At 32.3% G+C, this 24,024-nt stretch carries 28 protein-coding genes and 1 pseudogene; 11 read left to right on the top strand and 18 right to left on the bottom strand.

Going from position 1 to position 24,024, the window contains the following annotated elements; all coding sequences use genetic code 11:
* Positions 1-363: 363 nt before the first annotated feature.
* The 5 genes from ATE84_RS01560 (at position 364) to ATE84_RS01540 (ending at position 3,891) form a co-directional block, all read left to right on the top strand.
* Positions 364-711 carry a T9SS type A sorting domain-containing protein gene (locus ATE84_RS01560; protein WP_101445240.1) on the top strand — a complete coding sequence of 116 codons (348 nt, stop codon included), beginning with the start codon at positions 364-366 and terminating at the stop codon, positions 709-711.
* A gap of 118 nt (positions 712-829) precedes the next feature.
* Complete coding sequence (locus ATE84_RS01555; protein ID WP_101445238.1) at positions 830-1,810, top strand: acyl transferase; 981 nt, start codon at positions 830-832, stop codon at positions 1,808-1,810.
* Positions 1,811-1,917: 107 nt separating this feature from the next.
* On the top strand, positions 1,918-2,832 hold the full coding sequence (locus ATE84_RS01550) for a hypothetical protein (protein WP_143273544.1): 915 nt from the start codon (positions 1,918-1,920) through the stop codon (positions 2,830-2,832).
* 5 nt (positions 2,833-2,837) lie between these two features.
* Positions 2,838-3,356: a DUF350 domain-containing protein gene (locus ATE84_RS01545; protein ID WP_101445234.1), complete on the top strand. Its 519-nt coding sequence runs from the start codon at positions 2,838-2,840 to the stop codon at positions 3,354-3,356.
* Positions 3,357-3,441: 85 nt separating this feature from the next.
* Positions 3,442-3,891: a YHS domain-containing (seleno)protein gene (locus ATE84_RS01540; protein WP_101445232.1), complete on the top strand. Its 450-nt coding sequence runs from the start codon at positions 3,442-3,444 to the stop codon at positions 3,889-3,891.
* A gap of 186 nt (positions 3,892-4,077) precedes the next feature.
* On the opposite strand, the gene ATE84_RS01535 is transcribed toward ATE84_RS01540, so the two are convergent.
* Both ATE84_RS01535 and ATE84_RS01530 read right to left on the bottom strand, forming a co-directional pair.
* Positions 4,078-4,743: a peroxiredoxin gene (locus tag ATE84_RS01535; RefSeq protein ID WP_101445231.1), complete on the bottom strand. Its 666-nt coding sequence runs from the start codon at positions 4,741-4,743 to the stop codon at positions 4,078-4,080.
* Between the two features lie 219 nt (positions 4,744-4,962).
* Positions 4,963-5,235, bottom strand: coding sequence for an acylphosphatase (locus ATE84_RS01530; protein WP_101445229.1), 273 nt, complete (start codon positions 5,233-5,235; stop codon positions 4,963-4,965).
* A gap of 132 nt (positions 5,236-5,367) precedes the next feature.
* On the opposite strand from ATE84_RS01530, the gene ATE84_RS01525 reads away from it, so the two are divergent.
* Positions 5,368-6,207 (top strand): universal stress protein, encoded by an 840-nt coding sequence (locus tag ATE84_RS01525; RefSeq protein ID WP_101445227.1) that lies wholly within the window; start codon positions 5,368-5,370, stop codon positions 6,205-6,207.
* A gap of 49 nt (positions 6,208-6,256) precedes the next feature.
* Here the strand turns inward: ATE84_RS01525 and deoD are convergent, their stop codons facing one another.
* The 7 genes from deoD to ATE84_RS01490 all read right to left on the bottom strand — a co-directional run bounded on the left by deoD (position 6,257) and on the right by ATE84_RS01490 (position 10,702).
* Positions 6,257-6,955, bottom strand: coding sequence for a purine-nucleoside phosphorylase (gene deoD / locus ATE84_RS01520; protein WP_101445225.1), 699 nt, complete (start codon positions 6,953-6,955; stop codon positions 6,257-6,259).
* Positions 6,956-6,961: 6 nt separating this feature from the next.
* Positions 6,962-7,606: a deoxyribose-phosphate aldolase gene (gene deoC, locus ATE84_RS01515; protein ID WP_101445223.1), complete on the bottom strand. Its 645-nt coding sequence runs from the start codon at positions 7,604-7,606 to the stop codon at positions 6,962-6,964.
* 2 nt (positions 7,607-7,608) lie between these two features.
* A complete protein-coding gene (trxA, locus tag ATE84_RS01510) occupies positions 7,609-7,908 on the bottom strand; it encodes a thioredoxin (RefSeq protein ID WP_101445221.1) in 300 nt (99 codons plus the stop codon).
* Positions 7,909-7,995: 87 nt separating this feature from the next.
* Positions 7,996-8,880, bottom strand: coding sequence for an RsiV family protein (locus ATE84_RS01505; protein ID WP_101445219.1), 885 nt, complete (start codon positions 8,878-8,880; stop codon positions 7,996-7,998).
* A 203-nt stretch (positions 8,881-9,083) separates the two neighbouring features.
* Positions 9,084-9,377 (bottom strand): chaperone modulator CbpM, encoded by a 294-nt coding sequence (locus ATE84_RS01500; RefSeq protein ID WP_101445217.1) that lies wholly within the window; start codon positions 9,375-9,377, stop codon positions 9,084-9,086.
* A gap of 10 nt (positions 9,378-9,387) precedes the next feature.
* Positions 9,388-10,275: a DnaJ C-terminal domain-containing protein gene (locus ATE84_RS01495; protein WP_101445216.1), complete on the bottom strand. Its 888-nt coding sequence runs from the start codon at positions 10,273-10,275 to the stop codon at positions 9,388-9,390.
* A gap of 22 nt (positions 10,276-10,297) precedes the next feature.
* Positions 10,298-10,702: a hypothetical protein gene (locus tag ATE84_RS01490; RefSeq protein ID WP_101445214.1), complete on the bottom strand. Its 405-nt coding sequence runs from the start codon at positions 10,700-10,702 to the stop codon at positions 10,298-10,300.
* 108 nt (positions 10,703-10,810) lie between these two features.
* On the opposite strand from ATE84_RS01490, the gene ATE84_RS01485 reads away from it, so the two are divergent.
* From ATE84_RS01485 to hemN, 4 genes are all read left to right on the top strand, one after another.
* Complete coding sequence (locus ATE84_RS01485; protein ID WP_101445212.1) at positions 10,811-12,046, top strand: PAS domain-containing sensor histidine kinase; 1,236 nt, start codon at positions 10,811-10,813, stop codon at positions 12,044-12,046.
* Positions 12,043-13,104, top strand: coding sequence for a response regulator (locus ATE84_RS01480; RefSeq protein WP_101445211.1), 1,062 nt, complete (start codon positions 12,043-12,045; stop codon positions 13,102-13,104). Before ATE84_RS01485 ends, ATE84_RS01480 begins: the two co-directional genes overlap by 4 nt.
* An 84-nt stretch (positions 13,105-13,188) precedes the next feature.
* Positions 13,189-14,025, top strand: coding sequence for a universal stress protein (locus ATE84_RS01475; protein WP_101445209.1), 837 nt, complete (start codon positions 13,189-13,191; stop codon positions 14,023-14,025).
* A 91-nt stretch (positions 14,026-14,116) separates the two neighbouring features.
* Positions 14,117-15,481 carry an oxygen-independent coproporphyrinogen III oxidase gene (hemN, locus tag ATE84_RS01470; RefSeq protein ID WP_101445207.1) on the top strand — a complete coding sequence of 455 codons (1,365 nt, stop codon included), beginning with the start codon at positions 14,117-14,119 and terminating at the stop codon, positions 15,479-15,481.
* On the opposite strand, the pseudogene ATE84_RS26530 reads toward hemN, so the two are convergent.
* The 8 genes and pseudogenes from ATE84_RS26530 to ccoS all read right to left on the bottom strand — a co-directional run.
* A pseudogene (locus tag ATE84_RS26530) lies at positions 15,429-15,727 on the bottom strand (sterol desaturase family protein); the annotation flags it as partial. The gene hemN and the pseudogene ATE84_RS26530 sit on opposite strands and share 53 nt — an antisense overlap.
* A gap of 131 nt (positions 15,728-15,858) precedes the next feature.
* Positions 15,859-16,560 carry a sulfite exporter TauE/SafE family protein gene (locus ATE84_RS01460; RefSeq protein ID WP_101445205.1) on the bottom strand — a complete coding sequence of 234 codons (702 nt, stop codon included), beginning with the start codon at positions 16,558-16,560 and terminating at the stop codon, positions 15,859-15,861.
* Positions 16,561-17,007, bottom strand: coding sequence for a FixH family protein (locus tag ATE84_RS01455; protein ID WP_101445203.1), 447 nt, complete (start codon positions 17,005-17,007; stop codon positions 16,561-16,563).
* A 120-nt stretch (positions 17,008-17,127) separates the two neighbouring features.
* The gene (gene ccoG, locus ATE84_RS01450; RefSeq protein ID WP_101445202.1) at positions 17,128-18,549 is read right to left on the bottom strand and encodes a cytochrome c oxidase accessory protein CcoG; all 1,422 of its coding nucleotides are present in this window, start codon (positions 18,547-18,549) and stop codon (positions 17,128-17,130) included.
* A 75-nt stretch (positions 18,550-18,624) separates the two neighbouring features.
* Positions 18,625-19,515, bottom strand: coding sequence for a cbb3-type cytochrome c oxidase N-terminal domain-containing protein (locus ATE84_RS01445; RefSeq protein WP_101445200.1), 891 nt, complete (start codon positions 19,513-19,515; stop codon positions 18,625-18,627).
* A complete protein-coding gene (locus tag ATE84_RS01440; RefSeq protein WP_101445198.1) occupies positions 19,512-19,697 on the bottom strand; it encodes a CcoQ/FixQ family Cbb3-type cytochrome c oxidase assembly chaperone in 186 nt (61 codons plus the stop codon). Before ATE84_RS01440 ends, ATE84_RS01445 begins: the two co-directional genes overlap by 4 nt.
* A gap of 29 nt (positions 19,698-19,726) precedes the next feature.
* Positions 19,727-21,904, bottom strand: coding sequence for a cytochrome-c oxidase, cbb3-type subunit I (ccoN, locus tag ATE84_RS01435; protein ID WP_101445197.1), 2,178 nt, complete (start codon positions 21,902-21,904; stop codon positions 19,727-19,729).
* 2 nt (positions 21,905-21,906) lie between these two features.
* The gene (gene ccoS / locus ATE84_RS01430; protein WP_101445195.1) at positions 21,907-22,101 is read right to left on the bottom strand and encodes a cbb3-type cytochrome oxidase assembly protein CcoS; all 195 of its coding nucleotides are present in this window, start codon (positions 22,099-22,101) and stop codon (positions 21,907-21,909) included.
* A 641-nt stretch (positions 22,102-22,742) separates the two neighbouring features.
* Here ccoS and ATE84_RS26700 point away from each other — a divergent pair.
* Positions 22,743-22,877 carry a hypothetical protein gene (locus tag ATE84_RS26700; RefSeq protein ID WP_255411970.1) on the top strand — a complete coding sequence of 45 codons (135 nt, stop codon included), beginning with the start codon at positions 22,743-22,745 and terminating at the stop codon, positions 22,875-22,877.
* 230 nt (positions 22,878-23,107) lie between these two features.
* Here the strand turns inward: ATE84_RS26700 and ATE84_RS01425 are convergent, their stop codons facing one another.
* Positions 23,108-23,992, bottom strand: coding sequence for a type IX secretion system membrane protein PorP/SprF (locus ATE84_RS01425; RefSeq protein WP_101445194.1), 885 nt, complete (start codon positions 23,990-23,992; stop codon positions 23,108-23,110).
* Positions 23,993-24,024 lie beyond the last annotated feature (32 nt).

Here is a 24,024-nt window from a genome sequence, read left to right as displayed (position 1 = left end):
TGTGCGCACAATTATGTACATAATTCTTTTATAACTTCATGATGAAACAAATATCAGGCATTATTTTTGATTTACAAAATTTAAATTTGATTTCATTTTGATAGTTAGAATTTAAAGTTTTTAATCTGTAGATGATATCTTTGAAAAAAATTATAGCCTTAACTAAGGTATAGAAGAAGATAAAACTAAGGGTAAAATGATGAATTTGTAGTAAGAATAAAAATTAAAACACAAAGTAAGTGAAAACCGTAATATGGTTACAGAACTACCATTAAATCTGGGGTTTGTGTACAAGTATGCTAATAATTTGTAATATTTTTAATTTTAATGTTGTATCTTTATTGCCCCAAAATAAATTTTTATATGAAAAAAATCTACTTGCTGCTTATATGTATTAGTCTTATTTGCTTTTCCTTTGCTTCAGGAATTCAAGCACAGTCTGATATAGCCGAAAAACAAGATTCGAAGAATATAAAAATCGAAGGATTGCGTTTGTACCCTAACCCAGCACCTGCTGGAAGTATGTTATCTATTACCTCAACTAAAAACCTTACCAAAACAGTTTCAATTTTTACAGTTTTAGGAGAAAAAGTACTTTTTAAAGTTTTAATTGGTAGAGACTTAGATATTAGTCATTTAAATCCTGGTGTATATGTGATTAAAGTCACCGAAGGAGAATTGAAAGCTACTAAAAAACTCATCATTAAATAATTTTTAAGCATAATCGCTTTTTAATATATATACTTTAAAAATTATCTTATAAAAAACACTACTAAAAAAGATGGTCTTTTTTATACCTTTGTTCTACAAAATCTGTTGAACAAATCTTATGCATGCTGATACTATTTTTTCTATTCAAAACGACACAGATTTTGAGAGATCAGCTTTACATGTTTTTAATCATCAATACAGTCACAATATAACATATCAAAGATTTTGTAATCTTTTGGGAGTTGCAAGAACTTCAATAAACCATATTGATGATATTCCGTATTTGCCAATCCAATTCTTTAAACAAGAGAAAATTGTAAGCACTTCGACATCAATACAAAAAATTTTCACGAGTAGTGGTACTACAGGTAGTGTAACCAGTAAACACTATGTTAGTGATCTTGCTGTATATGAAAGAAGTTTTAGAAAAGCATTTCAATATTTCTATGGAGATGTCACTGATTATATAGTATTAGCGCTACTACCTTCTTATTTAGAAAGAGACGGATCTTCTCTGGTGTATATGGCAGAAAAATTAATTAGAGATAGTAATCATCCCCAAAGTGGATTTTATTTACATGACACTAAGAAATTGGTAGAAACCCTTCGACAACTTGTAGCAGAAGATAAAAAAATACTACTCCTGGGAGTTTCATTTGCTTTATTAGATCTTGTAGAGGGTTATAATGTACAGTTAAATGAGGCATCTATAATTATGGAAACTGGAGGGATGAAGGGGAGAAGAAAAGAAATGATTCGGGAAGAATTACATAAGGTTCTTAAAAATGGTTTTGGAGTTTCTCAGATTCATAGTGAATATGGGATGACAGAATTACTATCACAAGCGTATTCTAAAAACAATGGTCTTTTTTACTGCCCACCTTGGATGAAAATTTCTATCCGAAATCCAGAAGATGCTTTAACTCAATTAGGAGTTAATAAAACAGGAGGTATAAATGTTATAGATCTGGCAAATATCAATTCATGTTCTTTTATTGCCACTCAGGATTTGGGTAAGATTCATGTTGACGGTAGTTTTGAAATTATTGGTAGATTTGACCATAGTGATATCAGAGGCTGTAATTTAATGGCACTATAAATATGGCGATTAAAAAGAAATTAGGTTGTTTTTCATTTCCGGCGATTATATTGATCTCTTTGATTAGCAGTAGTTTCATACGGGCTTTTTTTTCTATTTCTTTATTTATGGCATTTGCATTAATGCTATTGCTACTTTCGTGGTTGCTCGGAAAATCAGACAACGATCGAAAAGGGTTTCATTGGCGTTATATATTATATAGCACATTTGTATTGGGATCTATTTTAGGATTACGATCTGTATTAGATTCTATTCCTTTATCTATAGAAAATCAACAATCGGATATTTCAGAATATATTTATCGTGAGAAAGCTCTGGAAGAAGGAGATTCTATAGTGTTATTAAGGCAGAATAGACAATGGAGTGATAATTATGGTAATACTTTTGAAGGAAAATTTTCAGTACGAGAAAAGGATTATTTTTCTTCTAAAAAAGAATATTTTAATACTATAGAAAAACACAAACAACAATCCTGGGGAAAGCTATATCAATATTTAGCAACATCTGATACACCTAAATTGGACTTAATTTTTGAAGAATTTACTATAATTAAAAACACAAATAAACTTAATCAGTTTGAGTTCGCAGAAATGGTAGTGACTTTTATACAAGATATTCCTTATTCTTTTGTTTTTGAAAATGACTGTGAGTCTCCAGAAAAATATGAAGAAACTATTCGGGTGGTATTAGAAAAATGTTCTGATTGTTGTATCGGAAATATTCCTTTCGGAATCCAAAATCCAGTGGGTTTTATGGGGAATTTAAAAGGAGATTGCGATACCAGAACAGTTATTATTTATGCTATTTTAAGTCATTTTGGATATGAAGTAGCCATTCTTAATAGTGATTACTATAAACACTCTGTCCTTGGGTTACATATTCCTGCAAAAGGAATATATAAATTACAAAACGGAAAACGATATTACATTTGGGAAACAACAAATAAACATTTTACCATTGGCACATTACCCAAAAATTTTGATAATATAAATCATTGGTATATTGTACTAACTAATACTTAAAACTCATGCAGACAAAACTCTTAACTCTCGCTTTTATAGAAATAGCTTTAGCTATTGTTGTTTCTGTACTCATATTATTTATTTCATTTAAAATTCTACAAAGAGTATTTTTTAAGAATATTTCTTTTAGAGAAGATAATATGGCTTTTTCTGTTTTTGCAGCTGGAATTATCTTGTCGATTGGTATGATTCTAGGAGAGATTATCCCTTCAATTACTAATATGATACGATTATCCATGTCTGGAGGAAATGAAATTACGTTTGGGAAAATTATTCAATACTCAGGATTGTATTTGTGTATAGGGTTTGTATTTGCCTTACTTATTAATACTTCGGTTTTTTTGCTTTTTTCTGCTCTTACCAAAGGTGTAAATGAATTTAAAGATATTCAACAAAATAATGTGGCTTCTGCTGTAGTAGTTACTGCTACATTGTTATCGATTACCTTAATAGCAAAAGATAGTATTAGTCTATTGATTAGTGCCCTGATACCATATCCTGAAACTACTAATTTTCTACTATAATTGCTTAAATACCTTATAATTATGTTAAAAATGTAATGATTGTATTTTTTTACGACTCAATTGATAAGAGTAAGAAAATCGATATATGAAACCATTTTTAACTATACTATTCTTAGTCATTATAACAACAGCAAGTGCTCAACAAGTTGATTATAATACCAATAAAAATTTTGTGGCAGAAGGATATGATGTTACAGAATATTTCAATAACAAAGCAGTAAAGGGTAATAGCAAATTTATAGCAACTCATGATAAGGTAGGCTACAAATTTGCAACTCAAAAAAACTTGGAAAAATTTAAAAAGAATCCTAATAAATATGTTCCACAATATGGAGGATATTGTGCTTATGCAGTAGCAATAAATAACGAAAAAGTAGATATAAACCCTAAAACTTTTGAAGTAAGAGATGGTAAATTATACTTGTTTTATAATTCATGGGGTATTAATACATTGGATAAATGGCTAGAAGAAGATGCATCAAAATTGCAGAAAAAAGCTGATGTGAATTGGCAAAAAATTAAAATAAAAAAGTAATGCGGTTTTATTGAGCTGCATGTAATGCTAAGTTTTTTCAATAATTGATTGGTTAGTTGACAAAGCCTGCTAGGAGGGAGACCTTGGTAGGCTTTGTTGTTTTGTTAGAGGTATTTTTGTTTGTGTATAACCAAAAACCTCCCGAATTAATAAAACAGGAGGTTGGGTTGTATTGTTATCAATTAGTTAATCGAGATTTAATTCTTTTTTGGCAAGATAAAAATCTATTTTTTCGCAAGAAGTGTCTAATATTCTTTCTTCCATTTGTTCTAGAGTTTTAGGAGGAGGAACGATTACTTTATCTCCTTTTTTCCAATTCAGTGGTAAAGCCACTTTGTGTTCATCTGATACTTGTAGGCCATGCAATACCCTAAGAATTTCGTCCATATTACGACCTACATTAAGTGGATAGTACATGATGAGTCTGATTTTTTGGTAAGGGTCGATAAAAAAGACAGCCCGCACAGCAGCTGTTGCGCTTTCATTAGGTTGTAACATGCCGTATAATTTAGCAACTTTCATGTCTAGATCTGCAATTATAGGAAAGTCGAGATATACTCCGGTTTTTTCTTTTACATTATTTACCCAAGCCAGATGAGAATGAATACTATCTATACTTAAACCAATGAGTTTAGTATTTAGGGCTTCAAACTCTGATTTCCTTTCTGCAAAACCGCTTAATTCTGTTGTGCAGACTGGAGTGAAATCCGCAGGATGCGAAAATAGAATTATCCATTTTCCGTCTGCAAATTCAGAAAGTTTTAAAGTACCATGTGTAGTTAGTGCTTCAAAATCAGGTGCATTATCACCTATTCTGGGCATGCTATTGGTTTCTGTTTCTATTGATTCCATAGTTTTGTTGTTTTAATTTAAGTAAGAGAAAGACTTATGATATGATCCTCACAAAAGGAAGGTTGCTAAACATATACATAAGCGCATTTTTCATTCCTACTGTTTAAGTCTATAAGTTAAAAATACAATCTGTTCAAGCAGATTAAAATGAGAAATGTCATACTTAACAAGAACTTAAATCAATTTGTGATTTCATTAGGAATAGAGTCTAAATGAAGTCTAACGTAAAATATCAAAGCTTTCAAAAAACTGCAATACACTCTCCTCAAAAGAAACGACATCTACTTTTGCAAATTCGGGACCTTCAGCACACCATTCTAATAAAAGATTAAGCTTGTTTTTATTGCCTTCAGCTTCTATATAAACATTTCCGTTAGGTAGGTTTCTTACATTCCCATTAATTTGGAGTGCTATGGCTCTTTCTTGAGTACTTTTTCTATACCAGACTCCTTGCACTTTTCCTTTTACTGTAATGTTATAATGTTTTTTCATTGTTTGTAGTACTGTAGAAATATACGATAAAAAATTATTTTTAACTCATTCTATGTGTTGTATTGATATGATAATTATCATATTAATTGGCGATAGTATCTTTTAAATTTGATTGTATAAAAACAGATAATCATGAAAAAAATTCTTGTACCAATAGACTTTTCTGAATATTCAGAGTACGCATTGCAGGTGGCGGCACTATTAGCTAAACAACAAAATGCTGAAATCATAGTATTGCATATGCTAGGGTTGTCTGAAGCTGTATTGATTAAAAACGAAGCTCAAGAAGCAAATGAAGCTATGTATTATATGAAGCTAGCCGAAAAGAGGTTTAGTACTTTTTTAGACAAAGAATATCTAGAAGGTATCAAAGTTAAAGAAACAGTACAAAACTATAAGGTTTTTAGTGAGATTAATGAAGTAGCTCATGAAAATGAAGCAGATCTTATTGTTATGGGGTCTCATGGTATTAGTGGCTTGCATGAAGAAGTGTTTATAGGATCAAACACAGAAAAAGTAGTGCGTACATCTGATATTCCTGTTTTAATAATAAAAAACCCAGCAGATGATTTTGCTCTTAAAGAAGTAGTATTTGCTTGCGATTTTAAAATTGAAAATATTCGAGCATACCATAATGCAATCAAGTTATTTAACTCTTTAAATGCTAATGTGCATTTACTGTATGTTAATTTACCAGGAGAACGATTTAGAAGTTCGGATCAAATGGAAGAAAGAGTAAAAGAATTCCTTTTTAAAGCAGATTCTGGTAATCTGGAGATGTATGATAAGGTAGCTTACTTTAATGATTATAGTGTAGAAAGCGGAGTCTTTAATTATACCAAAAAGATCAATGCAGATATGATTGCAATTCCAACACATGGTCGACGAGGTCTGGCACATTTCTTTAGTGGAAGCATAGGTGAGGATATTGCAAATCATGCAAACAAGCCAGTGGTCACCTTTAAAATATAAAGTATAAAGACCTCACAGGTTTAAAAACTTGTGAGGTTTTATATCTATTTTATAGAGTTCCTAAAGCAATTTCAATCATCTTGCTAAATGTGGTTGCTCTCTCTTCTGAAGAAGCTTTCTCTCCTGTAACTAATGAATCAGATATCGTTAAAATTGCCAGAGCTTTAACATTGTATTTTGCTGCAATAGTGTATAATCCAGCAGTTTCCATTTCAACACAAAGTACTCCAAATTCTGCCCAACGCTTATATGAATCAGGATTATCTTCGTAGAATTCATCAGAGGATAACACATTTCCGGCTTTAATAGGAATGTTATTGTCTTTTGCATACTGTATTGCTTTCATAAATAGTTCAAAATCTACGGTAGGAGAATAGTCTGAATTCAGAAATCTAGCAGTATTGATATTTGAAGTAGAAGAAGCGGCCATGGCAATAACGATATCTTTGAGGTGAATATCTTTTTGATATGAACCTGCAGAGCCTACTCGAATTAAATTTTTGACTCCATAGTCATTAATAAGTTCATGGCAGTATATTAGAGCCGAGGGAATCCCCATTCCGGTACCCTGTACAGAGACAGGTTTACCCTTATAGGTTCCTGTGTACCCGAGCATTCCTCTAATATCATTGTAACACATAGGGTTGTCAAGAAAGGTTTGTGCAATCCATTTGGCTCGCATAGGATCTCCTGGTAATAGAATTGTTTCTGCTATTTCTCCCTGTTGCGCTGCGATATGTATACTCATTCTGTTTTATTTTGAAGTTACTATAGTGACTCCAGATGAAGTGCCAATTCTGGAAACGCCTAAGTTGATATATTGCTTTGCTGTTTCTACATCTCTAATTCCTCCAGAAGCTTTTATTTGTATAACATCCTGCACTTCATTTTTCATGAGTTTTACATCATTTAAGGTAGCACCACCGGTTCCGAAACCTGTAGATGTTTTTATGAAATCTGCTCCAGCATTCAGTGATAGTTGACAGGCAATTTTCTTTTCTTCATCAGTGAGGTAGCAATTTTCAAAAATCACTTTTAGTGTATGCTCCCCAATCACTTTTTTTATTGCTCTTATTTCTTCTTCAACAATTTTATAATACCCTGATTTTAATAGTCCAATATTAAGTACCATATCGATTTCATTTGCACCGTCATCAATGCATTGTTGAGCCTCATATGCCTTTACTTTGGTAACGGTAGAACCCAGAGGGAAACCTACCACGGCTGCTATATTAATATCTGTATGCATTAATTCACTTTCTGCCAGACCAACATAATAACTGTTTACACAAACTGCATAAAAATGATGCTCTTTTGCTTCTGTACAAAGTTTTTTAATATCATCAACTGTAGCATTTGCTTTTAACAATGTGTGATCTATATAGGTATTGAGTATCATGATTATTGATGTGAATTTATTACTCCAATTAAATCATTTTTTTGCAATACTCCAGATTGTCTCCATAGTTGTTTACCATCTTTAAATAAAATCATTGTGGGTACCCCACGAACCTGATATTTTGATGCCAAAGGTTGATTCTTATCTACATCTATTTTTACAATCTTGACAGTATCTCCTAGTTCATCTTTAACCTCTTTAAGAATAGGCGCAAGCATTTTACAAGGACCACACCAATCTGCATAAAAATCTACCAATACTGGTGTTTTTGATTCAATGATATTGCTAAAATTACTTTTCATCTATTCTTTTTTAATCGTTATCTATACTGTTAAATCATTTAATTGCTAAGTTATAATAATGAACCGAGAAATTTTTTAATAGAGAAATTAACCTATTATCGGTCGATCATTATACTTTTTGATAAGATGCATTATATCTTTGATAGGGATTTCTATAGAATATGTTCCCGTGTAGGAAGGGCAAATGACACAATCATCAAAATAAAATTCTACAGTATCATCATTTACGACAAAATTGTTCTTATAAGCTTTAAAATCACCTTTTGACAGTTCCCAACAGTCGTAGAATAAATCTCCAGAACGAATACCTTCCTTTATAATTGTATTTATAGTTGTAAACACTTCTTCTTCGGTACCTGTTTCAAAAAAATCATCAAAATAAATGAAGTCATGTTTTTTAAGATCAAAGTTCACACAATCAAAGAGATATGTAGAATATAACATCCCAGAATAATAATTCTCTTTGTAAAGTACTACACTAATACGATCATTTTTTACATTATAGATCTTATAATCAATAATTCTCTTGTCTCTAAACCTATTGATTTTTAAGGTGTCGCAAAGCAACTCTTTGTCTTCAAGAATTTGATTTTCTGTTTTTTCTATATTGAGATAATTTTCTGTAATAAAATTATTAAATACCGAATACGAAGGGTCAATTTTCTCATTGAGATATGGGTATTTGTAATCCAGAACATAAAGGTCTTCTTCCTTAAAAAAGCTTTTAGAAATTACTAATTCCTGTAATTTGGTTTTATCATCTTTGGCTGTTATTAATCGTTCTTTTTTAATGGCTTTTGTTTTCTCTTTGTTAAGCTCAAGATTTTCTTCAGAAAAAACCATTACCGTATCTTCTACTTTTTGTTCTATATGTTGTTCAGTTTCCTTTTGCTCTGATGGTTTTTGAGTAGAGGTTTGTTTTTTACAAGCAATGAAACTTAAAAAAACGAAACAAGTGATAAGAGTTTTCATATGAATGTTTTTAATTTATATAAAAATAGAATAGCAAATTATCAAAAAATATGATATTGATCAGCTTGATTAGTGAATAAAAAAGTGAGTTTCAAGTGAAACCCACTTTTTATTATGTAGTGTGTAATTAAAAAAACCTGTAATCAAGCTACCTTTTTGAAAGTTTGATCTGTACAGATTAAGTTTTTGAACTACTATGAATACTAATTCTCATAGAGTCCTAATTTGCTTTTAAGCATATTCATTTCATTTTGAATTTGATGAACTCGTTCTAGTAAACGCATGATGACTTCAACTCCTTCGAGATTGATTTCTAATTCTTTGTTGAATAGTATGATTTGCTCGAGTCTGGGTAATTCATCAGAGTTTAAAAATGCGGTTTGCCGAATAGTAATAATCTCAATTAATCCAAACTCGTGTAATGAGTTTATAAAAGAGAATTCTATCTCATGGCGTGCACAGAATTCTATTGCTGGTATAAGTTGTTCTTTAGTCATTATAATACATTTAAAGCTTGGATAATGTTCTAAATAATTCTTTTTGTTGTTCTGATAGGTTGTTTGGGATTTTGATCGTATATGTAATAAAAAGATCCCCAAATTGGCCTTCTTTTTTGTATACAGGAAACCCTTTTCCTTTTAGTTTTATTTTGGTGCCATTCTGAGTTTCAGGTTTTACATTTAATTTCACTTTCCCATCAAGGGTTTCGATGGTAATTTCACCGCCCAAAACAGCAGTATAAAGATCGATATCGACTTGTTGGTAAAGATCACTTTTGATACGTTTAAACAAGGTTTTATTGTCAATAAGAAAAGTGATATACAAATCGCCATTAGGGCCCCCTCCAATTCCTGACCCACCATGGTTGTTAATCTTTATAGTTTGCCCGTTTTCGACGCCGGCAGGAATGGTAATTCGAATATTTTTATTGTTAACAGTAAGTGTTCTCTTGTGGGTCTTATAGACATCCATCAAGTCAAGATGTAATTCTGCATTATAATCTTCGCCTCTGTATCTGGCTCTACCTTGTGCAGAACTTCTTCCCGCACCTCCAAACATAGATTCAAAGAAATCTGAAAAATCACTTTCTGAGTAATTTCTGTGATATTGTTGTTGTCCAGTTCCTCTAGATTGTTGCTGTGATTTTTTAGCTTTTTCAAACTCTTCAGCATGTTTCCAATCTTTACCGTATTGATCGTATTTTTTTCGGTTTTCGGGATGACTTAATACTTCATTGGCCTCATTAATCTCCTTAAATTTTCTTTCTGCTTCATTGTCATTAGGATTTAGATCAGGGTGATATTTTCTGGCTAATTTTCTATATGCCTTTTTAATATCACTTTCTGAAGCATTTTTTGAGACACCCAATATTTTATAGTAATCAATAAACTCCATATGCTAACCAATAAATTAGTTACTATTTTTCAAAAATTAATTTCAGTCGTCCAAGCATCATTAATTCAGATTTGTTTTTACCAGAAAATGCACCTGCGATAGCATTAGCAGTGGTCCAGATGAGTTGTTTTAATTTATCGGTAAAATGAGATTTGTGCTCTTTAAAAAATGTTTCGAATTGGGTAAAACACTCTTCTGCACTCAATTCTTCATAATCAAGCCAATCAAAAACGATTTCGATCTGAAAAGAGGCATCTACACCAAATTCATCTTCAATATCATCTACTTTTAACCATTCTGTTTTTACGATTTTTCTTAAAGAATCGTATTCTGATTTACGAACTACTTTATCAGATGCAGCAATTGCATAAAATAGCTTGCCTAGGTTTTGATAAAATGTAATTCCTATGTTTTGAGCAGTATTCATATCATAAAAAAATTATCGATTAATGAATATAAATTTAATTAGATCAAGTCATATTTTTTATGACATAAATCAGTTCTGGTAACAAATCAAAATGATTACTTTTGAAGAATGAAAGTTTTCGAAAAAGACAATAACGTTTTCAAATTACTTTCTGAGGCCATTTCAGAGGGTATCATTGTAGTAAATGAGGATCAAATTATAGTTGCAACGAATGGATCTGCCAATCATATTTTTGCTTATGAAGCAGATGAATTAGTAGGAAAACATCTTAATACTTTGATACCAAAAAAACATCATCACGGTCATGAAAAACATTATGACAATTTTATAGCGCATAGTAAAAAACGGCATATGGGAGCTGGGAGAGATCTTTTTGGGGTACGAAAAGATGGAACAGTATTCCCTGTAGAGGCAGGTTTAAACCCATTTGCAATTTATGGTAACAACTATGTAATGGCTCTGGTCATAGATATTACGCTTAGGAAAGAACAAGAACAACAAATACAGGATCTGAATGTTAAGCTAGAGCAAAAAATAGAAGAGCGTACTGTAGAATTACATCATACGATAGAAGAATTAAAAGAAGAAGTAGCACTGCGTATGGAAGCAGAAGCTCAAACCAAAGAATCTTTAAGAAAAGAAAGAGATTTAAGTGAGTTAAAGACAAAATTTCTTTCACTTGTTTCGCATGAATTTAAAACACCATTAAGTGGTATCCTTACTTCGGCTACACTTGCCGGAAAATATACCAAAACAGAACAACAGGAAAAAAGAGAAAAACATCTCGACACGATAAAAAATAAAGTAAAGTACCTGGATAATATTCTTAATGACTTTTTATCTATTGAGCGCTTAGAAACAGGTAAGGTAACCTATAAGTATAGCCAGTTTCCTCTTAGTAAGGTTGTTAACGAAGTGGTTTATAATGCTAATATGTTACTAAAAGATGGGCAAAGAATAAATTATCCTAAAGATATTGATGATTATGTTATAGAGTTTGATGAAAAGATTTTAGAGCTTACACTTACAAATCTAATTAATAATGCCATTAAATATTCTGGAGAGCATACTACTATAGATTTGCAGGTATGCTTTGAGGATGATATCCTTACATTTAAGATTATCGATCAAGGTATTGGGATTCCAAAAAAAGAACAAGTTTTTATTTTTAAACGATATTTTAGAGCAGAAAACGCCTTGTTAGATCAAGGGACTGGTATTGGGCTAAATATTGTGAAAAGTCATTTGGAAAACCTAGGAGGGAGTATTACTTTTACAAGTAAGGAAAATTATGGTTCTACATTTACTGTCACCATACATACAACCAATACCCACGAGTCATGAAAACTATTCTTTTGATTGAAGATGATACAGCGCTTAGAGAAAATACGGCAGAACTTTTAGAACTTTCTGATTATAATGTAATCACCTCCCCAAATGGAAAAGTAGGTATTACCAAAGCAAAAGAAGAAAAACCAGATATTATTATTTGCGATATTATGATGCCCGAGGTTGATGGATATGGAGTTCTAGAAGCATTGTCTTATGATGTTAATACCAATCACATCCCATTTATATTTTTATCTGCAAAAACTGAACATAAGGAGATTCGAAAAGGAATGGATCTGGGAGCTGATGATTACCTTACCAAACCTTTTGAAGAAGATGAATTATTGAGTGCTGTCGAGAGTCGTTTGGCAAAATCAGCATTACTTTCTAAGGTTGTTAAAGATCAACAATTTTCTACAACAACAAACACTTCTGAGGATAACGGACTTAGAAATTTACATGAGCTTAAGAATTTTTTTGATGATCATGGTGAGATTTCTGAATTTAAAAAAGGAGCAGTAGTCTATGAAGAAGGAGAACATTCTAATAATATATATCTGATCCTAAAAGGAGTTGTTAAAAGCCATAAAATGGATGAGAATGGTAAAGAATTGATCACTACATTATATAAAACAGATGATTTTCTTGGGTTTACTTCATTTATAGATAATACTCCATATCTAGAATCTGCAACAGCAGTTGAAGATTCAGAATTAGCAGGAATATCAAAAAATAATTTAAAAGAGATATTAGAAAAGAGTAAAAACATCTCTCTTGAATTAATGGAGCTACTAACCGAAAATCTTTCTGAAATCAAAGAGCAATTATTACAAATGGCCTATAGTTCGGTACGTAAAAAAACAGCTCAAACCATACTTCAATTTGCTGATGTATTAAACAAAAAACCAAAAGATAATATAAAAATATCGCGAAATGATCTGGCTAGTGTTGCCGGGATTGCTACAGAAAGTTTAATACGTACCTTATCAAGTTTTAAAAAAGATGGTCTAATTGAAATTGAAGGACGCAACATAAAAATTTTGGATTTACCTGGTCTTCAACTGGTAGAATAAAAACACAAAAATACCCAAACTGATTTTTATCATATTTTTCATGAGTACATCCTAATACATTTGTTGTATTAGAAAGTATTTAAAATGAAGAACATCCTGATCCCTACAGATTTTTCTGAAAATTCGTGGAATGCCATTACATATGCGTTGTCATTTTTTAAAAGGGTGAAATGTAATTTTTATTTATTACACGTCTCTCCCTTTGAAGAAATGATAGGAGGAGATTCATTTTATGGTTCAAAAAAAACAGTCCTAGAAAAGAGCACACAAAGCGATAAAGAACAAATGCAATTATTGCTAAAAAGAATAGAAAAATTATCGCTAAACACAAAACATAACTTTTTCTCAAGTAATGAATATATCTTTTTTGTTGATGCAATTAGAAAACAGGTTAAGGAAAAGAATATAGATCTCATTGTTATGGGAACCAAAGGGGCTTCAGGAATTAAAGAAAAAACTATAGGTAGTAATACAGGAGATGTGATCACAAAAGTGAAATGTCCTGTTTTGGTTATCCCCGAAAAAGCGACCTATAGCAAACCTAAAGAAATTGCATTTCCTACAGATTATAATATGTATTATAAAAGCAGGGTGTTAAATACAATTATGGATACGCTTTCTTTAAATGAAGCTGCTTTACGAGTTTTACATGTTGCAAAAAAAGAAAAAGAATTAACTGATCGACAAAGAAAAAATAAAGATTTTTTAGATGATTCTATTGACGAAATAGAGCATAGTTTTCACTTCCTGTCTAATCCAAATATTGAAGAAGCCATACAATGTTTTGTTGAAAGTAGAGACATCGATATGATTACTATGATTGCCAAAAACCTCAATTTCTTCCAACGTATTTTATTTCACCCTACAGTCGAAAAAATAAGCTATCATATTAATATCCCTTTCCTGGTATTGCATGAGTGAGTGACTTATAAATAGTGAAAGAAGAAATAGTCGGGTTATATCATCAACTAGGTTTAAGTTGACAATCGAGAATAGTTCAAAAAACAATAAAATGGGTGCAAATTTAATTCACAAATATAATATTCCGGGACCGCGATATACAAGTTATCCTACTGTTCCTTATTGGGACATTGATACTTTTTCATTAAAGAAATGGACAACTTCGATACAACAATCATTTGCAGAAAGTAATGATACAGATGGGATAAGTCTATACATCCATTTGCCATTTTGTGAGAGTATGTGTACTTTTTGCGGATGTAATAAACGTATTACAAAACGACATGATGTAGAAGAACCTTATATCAATACGGTTTTAAAAGAATGGCAATTGTACCTTAATATTTTTGAGAATAAACCCAGAATTAAAGAATTGCATTTGGGAGGAGGTACACCCACATTTTTTTCACCCGAAAACTTACAATATTTAATTAATGGTATTTTCTCGGGAGTAGAACGAGCAGAAGATTGTGAATTAAGTTTTGAAGGACATCCAAATAATACCACCCGAGAACATTTGCAAGCATTGTATGATGTTGGTTTCAGAAGAGTAAGTTTTGGTGTACAGGATTATAATGAAACGGTACAAAGAGCAATCCATAGAATTCAACCGTTTGAAAATGTGAAATATGTAACAGAGACTGCCAGAGAAATTGGTTTCACCTCTGTTGGACATGATATTATTTTTGGATTACCTTTTCAAACACAAGAAGCAGTAGTTAGTACTATTTTAAAGACAAAAGAACTATTGCCTGATCGATTAGCATTCTACAGTTATGCACACGTACCATGGCAGAAAGGTAATGGACAACGCGGTTTTAACGAATCAGATCTTCCAACAGGAGAGCAAAAGCGAAAGCAATATGAGGTTGGAAAAAAATTACTATCGGAAGTAGGTTATGTAGAAATCGGTATGGATCATTTTGCCTTAAAAAATGATTCACTATACCAATCTATGGAAAATCAAACACTGCATCGTAATTTTATGGGATATACTGCTTCCAAAACGCATGCAATGATTGGTTTGGGAGTATCTGCAATTAGTGATAGTTGGTATGGTTTTGCGCAAAATGTAAAGGGAGTAGAAGAGTACCAACATTTAGTAAAAGAAGGTATTATCCCGGTTTATCGAGGGCATATTTTAACTTTAGAAGATCAGATTATACGAAAACATATTCTTAATTTGATGTGTCATTTCAGTACCAAATGGGAAGATGATCATATGTATTTTAAAGAGTTGCCAGAGGTTTTACAGAATTTAAAAGAATTGGAAGCAGATCAATTATTAGTTATAGATGATTCTCATATACACGTTACAGAAAAAGGTAGGCCTTTTGTTCGTAATATTTGTATGGCTTTTGACCTTAGGTTACAACGCAAAATACCAGAGACAATGTTGTTTTCGATGACTGTTTGACCGTATTAAAAACTTGAAAAACTATTCTTTTTCCTGTTTTGATGCTTTGACCAATAAAATTTTCAGGTACTTTTTCATCACCAGAAAAACCTAATACTATTGTTCTGCTATCCTCAGGTATATAACTGGTCTTAAAGATATAATCCCAAAGACTTAACTAATTCCAAAATTTACACCATATGAGCCTTTGGGTAATGCATAAGAATGATGATATAAATGCATTGGGTTATTAAGGGTGTATTTAAGAAGCCTTATGAAGTAAAATATGAGTAAACCATTAAAAATATCATATTTGCGACTGTTGCTATAGAATTGAATATTGGTTTTAAAAAAGTACTCTTCTTAAAAACAATAATAAACCCTATCAAAGCAAGTAATTAGTGACACTCGAAATTTGCAGAAACTATTTCGGTTATAGGTTTAGGAGAAAGATATGGGATCCCTAATCCAAGACCTCGTATGATAAATAACAATCCGATTATGACTACAAATACAGGAATCATTTTTTGAATGTGTTGCCGGGCTTTTCTGTTTAAAAAATTACCAGCATATACAGCCATTGTCATTAAGGGTATAGTTCCTAATCCAAAAAAAGTCATATACAAACTACCTTTGAGGATATGACCAGAAGCAATGGCTCCAAAAACCGCCATATAAACCAAACCACAGGGCAAAAAACCATTTAAGAAACCAATAGAGAGAAAAGTATCTGGAGTTTTCTTTTTTAGAGCTGTACCCAGTGCGTTTTTGACTTTGGAGATAATTTTATAGATTGGTTTTGAGAAATTGTATTTGGAAAAGGTTTGATAGGGGATCAGTACAATTATAATCATCAAAACACCAACTGCAATAGATAATTTTTGCTGTAACCCAAAAAGGTTTAAGCTCTTTCCTATGATTCCAAAGAATAATCCAATGATGCTATAGGATAATAATCGCCCAAAATGATATAAAAATACCTGGAAGAATTTTTGAGTAGTATTAGATTTGTTTACAGGCAACATAAAGGCAATAGGGCCACACATTCCCACACAGTGAAAACTACCCAATAAGCCAAGTATGAATGCAGATATAAGCATTTAATATGTAAATGATTTTTTAAATAAATATGAAGTGTTTTCATACTTCCAATCGATAGTGATGTTCCAACGCCCTTCGAGCATATTTTTGTCATCAATTATTAGCTCTGAAGCAGTGAGAGAAATAGGGATTTCGAAATCCAATTTCTTACTTGATGGTCTATATAAGGATATAGTTCCAGAAATATCACTATAGTTTTTATCTTTCGGAAAAGAGATGACCAGACCTTCGGCTGTTTTTTTAACTACGATGTTTTTTAATAGTGTTTTTGAGTTTTTTTCAGCATTGATTTCCTTTTGAAAAGCAAGCTCCTTTTTGTAATAATCTTCTGTTACCAAATCGTGTTCATAATTTTGATTGGTATTCATTTTTACTACAAAATACAGGATAAAAGAGATAAACCCTATAAATACTAATACGATGGCAGTTCCCCAGTTTATTTTCATAATATCTTTCTTTAGTTCTGTTATGGGTTTGGCCTATGCCAGAATGACAAAAAGGAACAAAATATCAAAATACTTGCCATTCAGGCAAAGGCTGCAATCCACTGTAATTTATACTTTCTACTACTTATAACTTCTAGGTCCTAAAAATGCGGTAGTCGTTGTCTCGATCAATTTATCATTACTATACACTCCAATTTTTAATCGATCACTATCACCTTTTAGAGCCGCACCATTGATTTCAATAAACAAAGTGCCTTCTGCAATTCCTTGTTCAGGAACGCTAAATTTTTTATGAGTAACCAGTTCTATTTTTCCTTTATGAGACATCAATTCAAAACGAACATCTTCAATTTTTGTAGTGGTTTTATTAACCAGCTTATAGGTGTATACGTTACTAATGATGTTATCATTTTTTCTCTCATATAATTGTCCTGGTAATCGTAAGATATTTGCTTCTACATCGTTTCTTAGCAATGACATTCCTAATAAAACACCGGTTAAGATAACCAGAACAGCACTATAACCTTTTAATCGTGGTGTGAATTTAAATTTTGCTTTTTTAGCAATATTATCTTCGCTGGCATACCGTATTAATCCTTTAGGAAGGTTAACACTTTCCATAATATGATCACAGGCATCAATACATGCTGTACAGTTTACACATTCTAATTGTGTGCCGTTACGAATATCGATACCAGTCGGACAAACATGTACACACTGAAAACAATCAATGCAATCTCCTTTTCCGGTAGAAGGGCGGTCTTCGTTTTTCTTAAACTTAGCTCTTCCTGCTTCTTTTTCTCCACGTTTATAATCATAGGCAACTATAATTGATTTAGAATCAAGTAGTACTCCTTGCAATCGGCCATAAGGGCATGCAATAATACAAACTTGTTCTCTAAACCATGCAAATATAAAATAGAAAACAGCTGTAAATATAAGTAAGGAAATTAAAGTACTTACATTCTGAAAAGGACCATCGGTGATGTATCGTATTAATTGATCACTACCAATCAGATATGCTAAAAATATATTAGCAATCAGGAATGAAATAATGAAAAATATAATCCATTTCAGAACACGTTTTCTAATTTTTTCTGCATTCCAGGATTGTTTGTTGAGACGAATTTGTTTCCCACGATCACCTTCAATCCAGTATTCTATTCTGCGAAAAACCATTTCCATAAAGATGGTCTGCGGGCAGACCCACCCACAGAATAATCTACCAAAAGCTACAGTAAAAAGGGTAATAAATATAACTCCGATTATCATCGAAATAACAAATAAATGAAAATCCTGAGGCCAGAATGGTGCTCCAAATATATTAAAACGACGTTCTAAAACATTAAACAGTAAAAACTGGTTCCCATTAATTTTGATAAAAGGAGCAGAAAATAAGAATATCAATAATCCATAACTTACCCATTTACGGTATTCATAATACTTACCACTTGGTTTTTTCGGATATACCCATGCACGTTTTCCTTCATCGTTTATGGTACCGATAGAATCTCTAAATTTTTCGTCTGCAGGTGTTTCCAATGGTCTTGATTTTACTTATTGATCGCTATGGTTATCTAATCCAAAACAATTTTGGGGTTTCGTTCTTCTACTTTCTTATTTCTGTGCATCAGGATCAGTCCAAACTTCTCCCTGAGGCTCTTTAGGTTCGGCTGGAGTTGTACCTCCTAAGGTAATAATATAACTTGCTACCTGTGCCATTTCAACGGGCTTAAGAGTTTGTTTCCAAGCGACCATTCCTTTTCCATCTCGACCTCCTTCAGAGATCGTTCTAAATACGTTTTTGATACCTCCACCTAGAATCCAATGTTCATCGGTAAGGTTAGGTCCTATTCCACCACCACCATCAGCTTTGTGACAGGCAACACAATTGGCAGTGTAGACCGCCTTTCCAGCATTGATATCCGAAGCTTCTGTGAGCAGCGTAACTGTATTTATATCTACTAAATCTTTGGCAGTTTTTTTATATTCTTCAATTGCAATTTTAGCTTCGGCTACTTCAGTTTCATATTCTTCTGTCTGGGTATAATCATTGTATACATGAAAACGAACTAGATAGGCTATTCCAAATATAATTGTAGCATAAAACATATATACCCACCATGGTGGAAGATTATTATCTAGTTCTTTAATCCCGTCATAATTATGATCCAGAATAATCTCTTCTTCACTTTCTACGGGTTTGCTATCAAGAAGTTTTAAATAGATATTTTTAAACCATCTAAATTGCTTTTCTTTTTTAGCTTTTTCTGCCAGAAGATAGCGTTCTTGAGCATCAGGTTTTAAGGAGCGAAATAAGATACTTCTTAATGCTTCTAAACTGATTTCTATTGCTACAATAAACAATAAAACCATGCCTAATACTAACCAAGTGAGTGGTTGTGCTATAAATGCAGATTCTTCTCCTGATTCTACAGTTACTTCTATTAATAGATATGCTATGAATAGAAAAGCAATAATTCTTATATAGGATGCAGTACTTCTCATAACATGTTTTCGTTTTCGGTTTCTAATGGAATTTGACTAACTTCTTTTATATGTTCTTTTTTTGCGGTGAAAACCCACCAGAATAAGATGGCAAAGAAGATGGAAAAGATAAGGAGTGAAATTATAGGATAGATTTCTATACCTTCAATACTTTCCATATGGCCTTTTATAAATTTTAGCATGGCGTTTATTCTTTAGTTTGAACTACAGTTTATTTGTTTTTAACTTTTATATCAGTTCCTAACCTTTGGATATAGGCGATCAAGGCTACAACTTCTCTATCCTTCATTTCGATAAAATCCAATCCATTTTCCTGTGCATATTTTTTATCAGCTTCGTATGTTTTTACAAAATCTGGGTCGCTATACAGATTTTTTTCTATTGTAGTTCCCTGTTCATCCATCCATTGTTGTGCTCTGGCTATTTCTTCGGGAGTATACGGTACACCTAGGGTTACCATAGCATTCATCTTATCCTCGGTTTGAGAACGATCAAGTTTATTTTTGATCAGCCACTTATAACTTGGCATAATAGATCCCGATGAGGTTGTTTGTGGGTCATAAAAGTGATTTAAGTGCCAGTTATCAGAATATTTTCCTCCAATTCTCATTAAATCTGGCCCTGTACGTTTACTTCCCCATAAGAATGGATGATCATAAACATATTCACCAGCTTTAGAATACTCTCCATATCGTTCTACTTCACTACGGAAAGGCCTAATCATTTGTGAATGACAAGACACACAACTTTCTCTGATGTAGATATCTCTTCCTTCTAACTCAAGAGGAGTGTATGGTTTTACACTGGTAATTGTAGGTATATTAGATTCTACCATCAAAGTAGGAACTATTTGTACGATACCTCCAATTAGGATTGCTATGGTAGCAAAAATGGTTAGTTTTACAGGTCTTCTCTCTAGCCAAGTGTGATATCCTTCTTTAGTAGTTCTATGTTTAGTTACTTTGGTAAGCGGAGCAGCTTCAGCAAGTTCGTCTGTAACAGCACTACCACTTCTCACGGTTTTTATAATATTATAAAGCATTACAAAAGCACCTAAGATATATAAACTACCTCCTATTGCTCGCATCCAGTACATTGGGATAATTTCGTTAACTGTTTCTAAGAAATTACCATAAGTAAGTGTTCCATCTGGGTTAAATTGTTTCCACATAGAAGCTTGTACAAATCCAGCAACATACATTGGTAACGCATACATAATAATACCTAGGGTTCCAATCCAGAAGTGAAGATTCGCTAATCCTGTTGACCAAAGTTTTGTCTTAGTCATTCGGGGAATTAACCAATACACCATTCCAAATGTCAAAAACCCATTCCAAGCTAAGGCTCCAACATGTACGTGTGCAATAATCCAATCGCTAAAGTGTGCAATAGCATTCACGTTTTTTAAAGATAACATGGGACCTTCAAAAGTGGCCATACCATATCCGGTAATAGCAACTACCATAAATTTTAAGACAGGATCAGTACGTACTTTATCCCAGGCACCTCTTAAGGTTAATAAACCATTAATCATACCTCCCCAGGATGGAGCAATTAGCATAACAGAGAATGCTACTCCTAGATTCTGAGCCCAATCTGGTAATGATGAATATAAAAGGTGATGAGGCCCTGCCCAGATATAAATGAATATTAGAGACCAAAAGTGAACAATAGATAATCGATATGAATATACAGGTCTATTTGCAGCTTTAGGAACAAAATAGTACATCAGCCCTAAGAAAGGAGTAGTAAGAAAAAATGCAACGGCATTATGACCATACCACCATTGTACTAAAGCATCCTGAACACCAGCATATACCGAATAACTTTTTAATGCACTTACCGGTAACTCAAGACTATTAAAAATATGAAGAACAGCAACTGTAACAAAAGTCGCTAGGTAAAACCATATAGCAACATATAAATGACGTTGTCTTCTTTTTAACATGGTTCCTATAAGATTCCATCCAAAAGCTACCCATATAATGGCAATTGCGATATCAAAAGGCCATTCGAGTTCTGCGTACTCTTTTGTAGTAGTATACCCTAATGGTAATGTAATTGCGGCTCCGACAATGATTAATTGCCACCCCCAAAAATTGATGTTACTAAGAGCATCACTAAACATACGAGCTTTTAGTAATCGCTGAGTAGAATAGTATACTCCCGCATAAATGGCATTACCTACAAAAGCAAAAATAACAGCATTAGTGTGTAATGGCCTTAATCGTCCAAAACTTAACCATGATATGCCATCTGTTAGATTGGGGAATAAAAACATGAATGCGAGTAGTAGACCTACTGACATACCTACTATGCCCCAAAAGATGGTAGCATATAAGAATTTTTTTACGATTTTATTATCGTAATAGAATTGTTCCATTTCCATATTTAAGATTGTTTAGTTTTAGTGGATTCCGAAGATTTTTTTTTGCTTTCCTTTATAAGTTCATCGTCAAAAAGCATCCTAACAGAAGGCGTATAAACATCATCATATTGACCATTTCTGACCGATATTATGAAGCTAATAAAAAAGACGATGGCAACGATTATACTAATCGTTAAGAGTATATAGATTACACCCATACTTACTTTTGATTATAAGCCAAAAGTATGCGCGAACATTTTCTAAAAAAATGACATTTATCAGGTTTTATTATTTAAGACTATTCTTAATAAGAATATCTGGTTTTATACAGTTTTTATAGGCGTATAATGTTAATAATTGTTAAAATAGTACCTTTTTATACATAGTACTGTAACAAAAATGAAATACCGACGTCTAGTAAGTATAAATCAATTATAAAAACAGAAATTATGAGAACTTTAGACAACAATCAAATCACTAAAAAATTAACTGCAACCAAAGGTTATGTTTGGAATTCAAAAAGACGTTTCCGATAATTTTAAGTACAACTATTAAAAACCAAAATCAATTAAAAATCAACAATTATGAGAACTATAGACAGCAACAGAATCACTAGAAAATTAAATGCGCCAATCGGATATACCTGGAATGCTAAGAGGAGATATAGATAATCTTTAGGTATAGAATAAAACAATTTATAAATCAATTAAAAAACAGAAATTATGAGAACTATAGATAGTAACAGAATCACTAGAAAATTAAATGCACCAATCGGATATACCTGGAATGCCAAGAGGCGATACAGATAATACAGATTTATCAATCTATCCCAACAGTTTGGGATCAAAAACTAACCATCATGAAAACTATACGAAATATTAGAAAACAATTAAAAATAGCAACACAAAAACAAAATATGTTTTTGGATTGCGCGCCAAAGCTTTATAATTATGAAGATACTTTGTTCACCAGGATTAAGCGTTACGCACATTAAGTTAAGAACTATTATATACTAAAAGGCCGAATTTTATTAAAATTCGGCCTTTTTTATTTCTAAACTATACTTCTTCCGGTTTCAATTTTGATTGGCAAAACAAAAGTAATCAAAGTTGATTATCTCTTGCCTATGCTCTGGATGATATAAAAAACGACTTTTTAGACACGCTATTCAATTTATTTGATCTTTATACATCAGTAAAGGTGTTATATATTGATGTTGAGGGATTACCTAAAACTAATTTTTAATATGATCTCGTGGCTTCCGTTATTAAATTTACCTATATCAGTGGTTGTATGTTCATAAGCATAGCCAAAACTGAGCGTGTCATTCATAAAATTAGCAGTTAAAAATGTAGTAAAACTTTCATCTAATCGATAATTAACTCCTAATTCTAACCTGTCTTTATACCATGCAGATGTAGTGATATCTACCGATAAAGGAACACCAGATACAGCCCTACCTAATACAGAAGGTTGTAATTTAAAATTATCATTAAAAGGGATCGTATATCCCCCTCCCAAATAGAACTGTTGATCATCACTTGCCGAAACAGGATTAACTCCCTCTTTTTCGAAGCGATCATTAGACAACAGATTAGGAGCAGATAATGTGATATAAAAGCGTTCTGCTTTGAGGTAAAATCCAAGCCCTACGTTAGGGTTAAATCTACTCACATTTTCTGCAAATAAAGGATCGTTTTCTATTCCCACTTTGTTAAGATCTATATTTAAGAAAGATCCTCCTGCTTTTATTCCTGCATGTAAATCTAATTGCTCTGTCAGTTTAATTTTATATGAAAAATCAGCGTATAGATGAGTTTCATCAAGTACAAATACTTGATCGTTGACGACACTTAAACCAACACCCACATTTTTGCCTACAGGAGAGTTGATATTAAAGGTATAGGTCTCAGGAGCATCTTGCACACCTGCCCATTGGCTTCGAATACTAACAAGAGCCTCCAGATTACCATTGGTACCCGCATATGCAGGATTTATAACATTCATGTTGTATCTATACATACTGAAATTAGGATCCTGTTGTGCCTTTCCAGAAAATGAAACAAGAAAAAGTAATAGGACAATATATATATGAGTAAAATCTTTCATCGATTCGCTTTTAATTAAATAAGGATTGATTT

Source organism: Aquimarina sp. MAR_2010_214 (assembly GCF_002846555.1).
In the GTDB taxonomy this organism is placed as follows: Bacteria; Bacteroidota; Bacteroidia; order Flavobacteriales; family Flavobacteriaceae; genus Aquimarina.
This window is presented reverse-complemented; position numbering and strand designations above follow the sequence as displayed.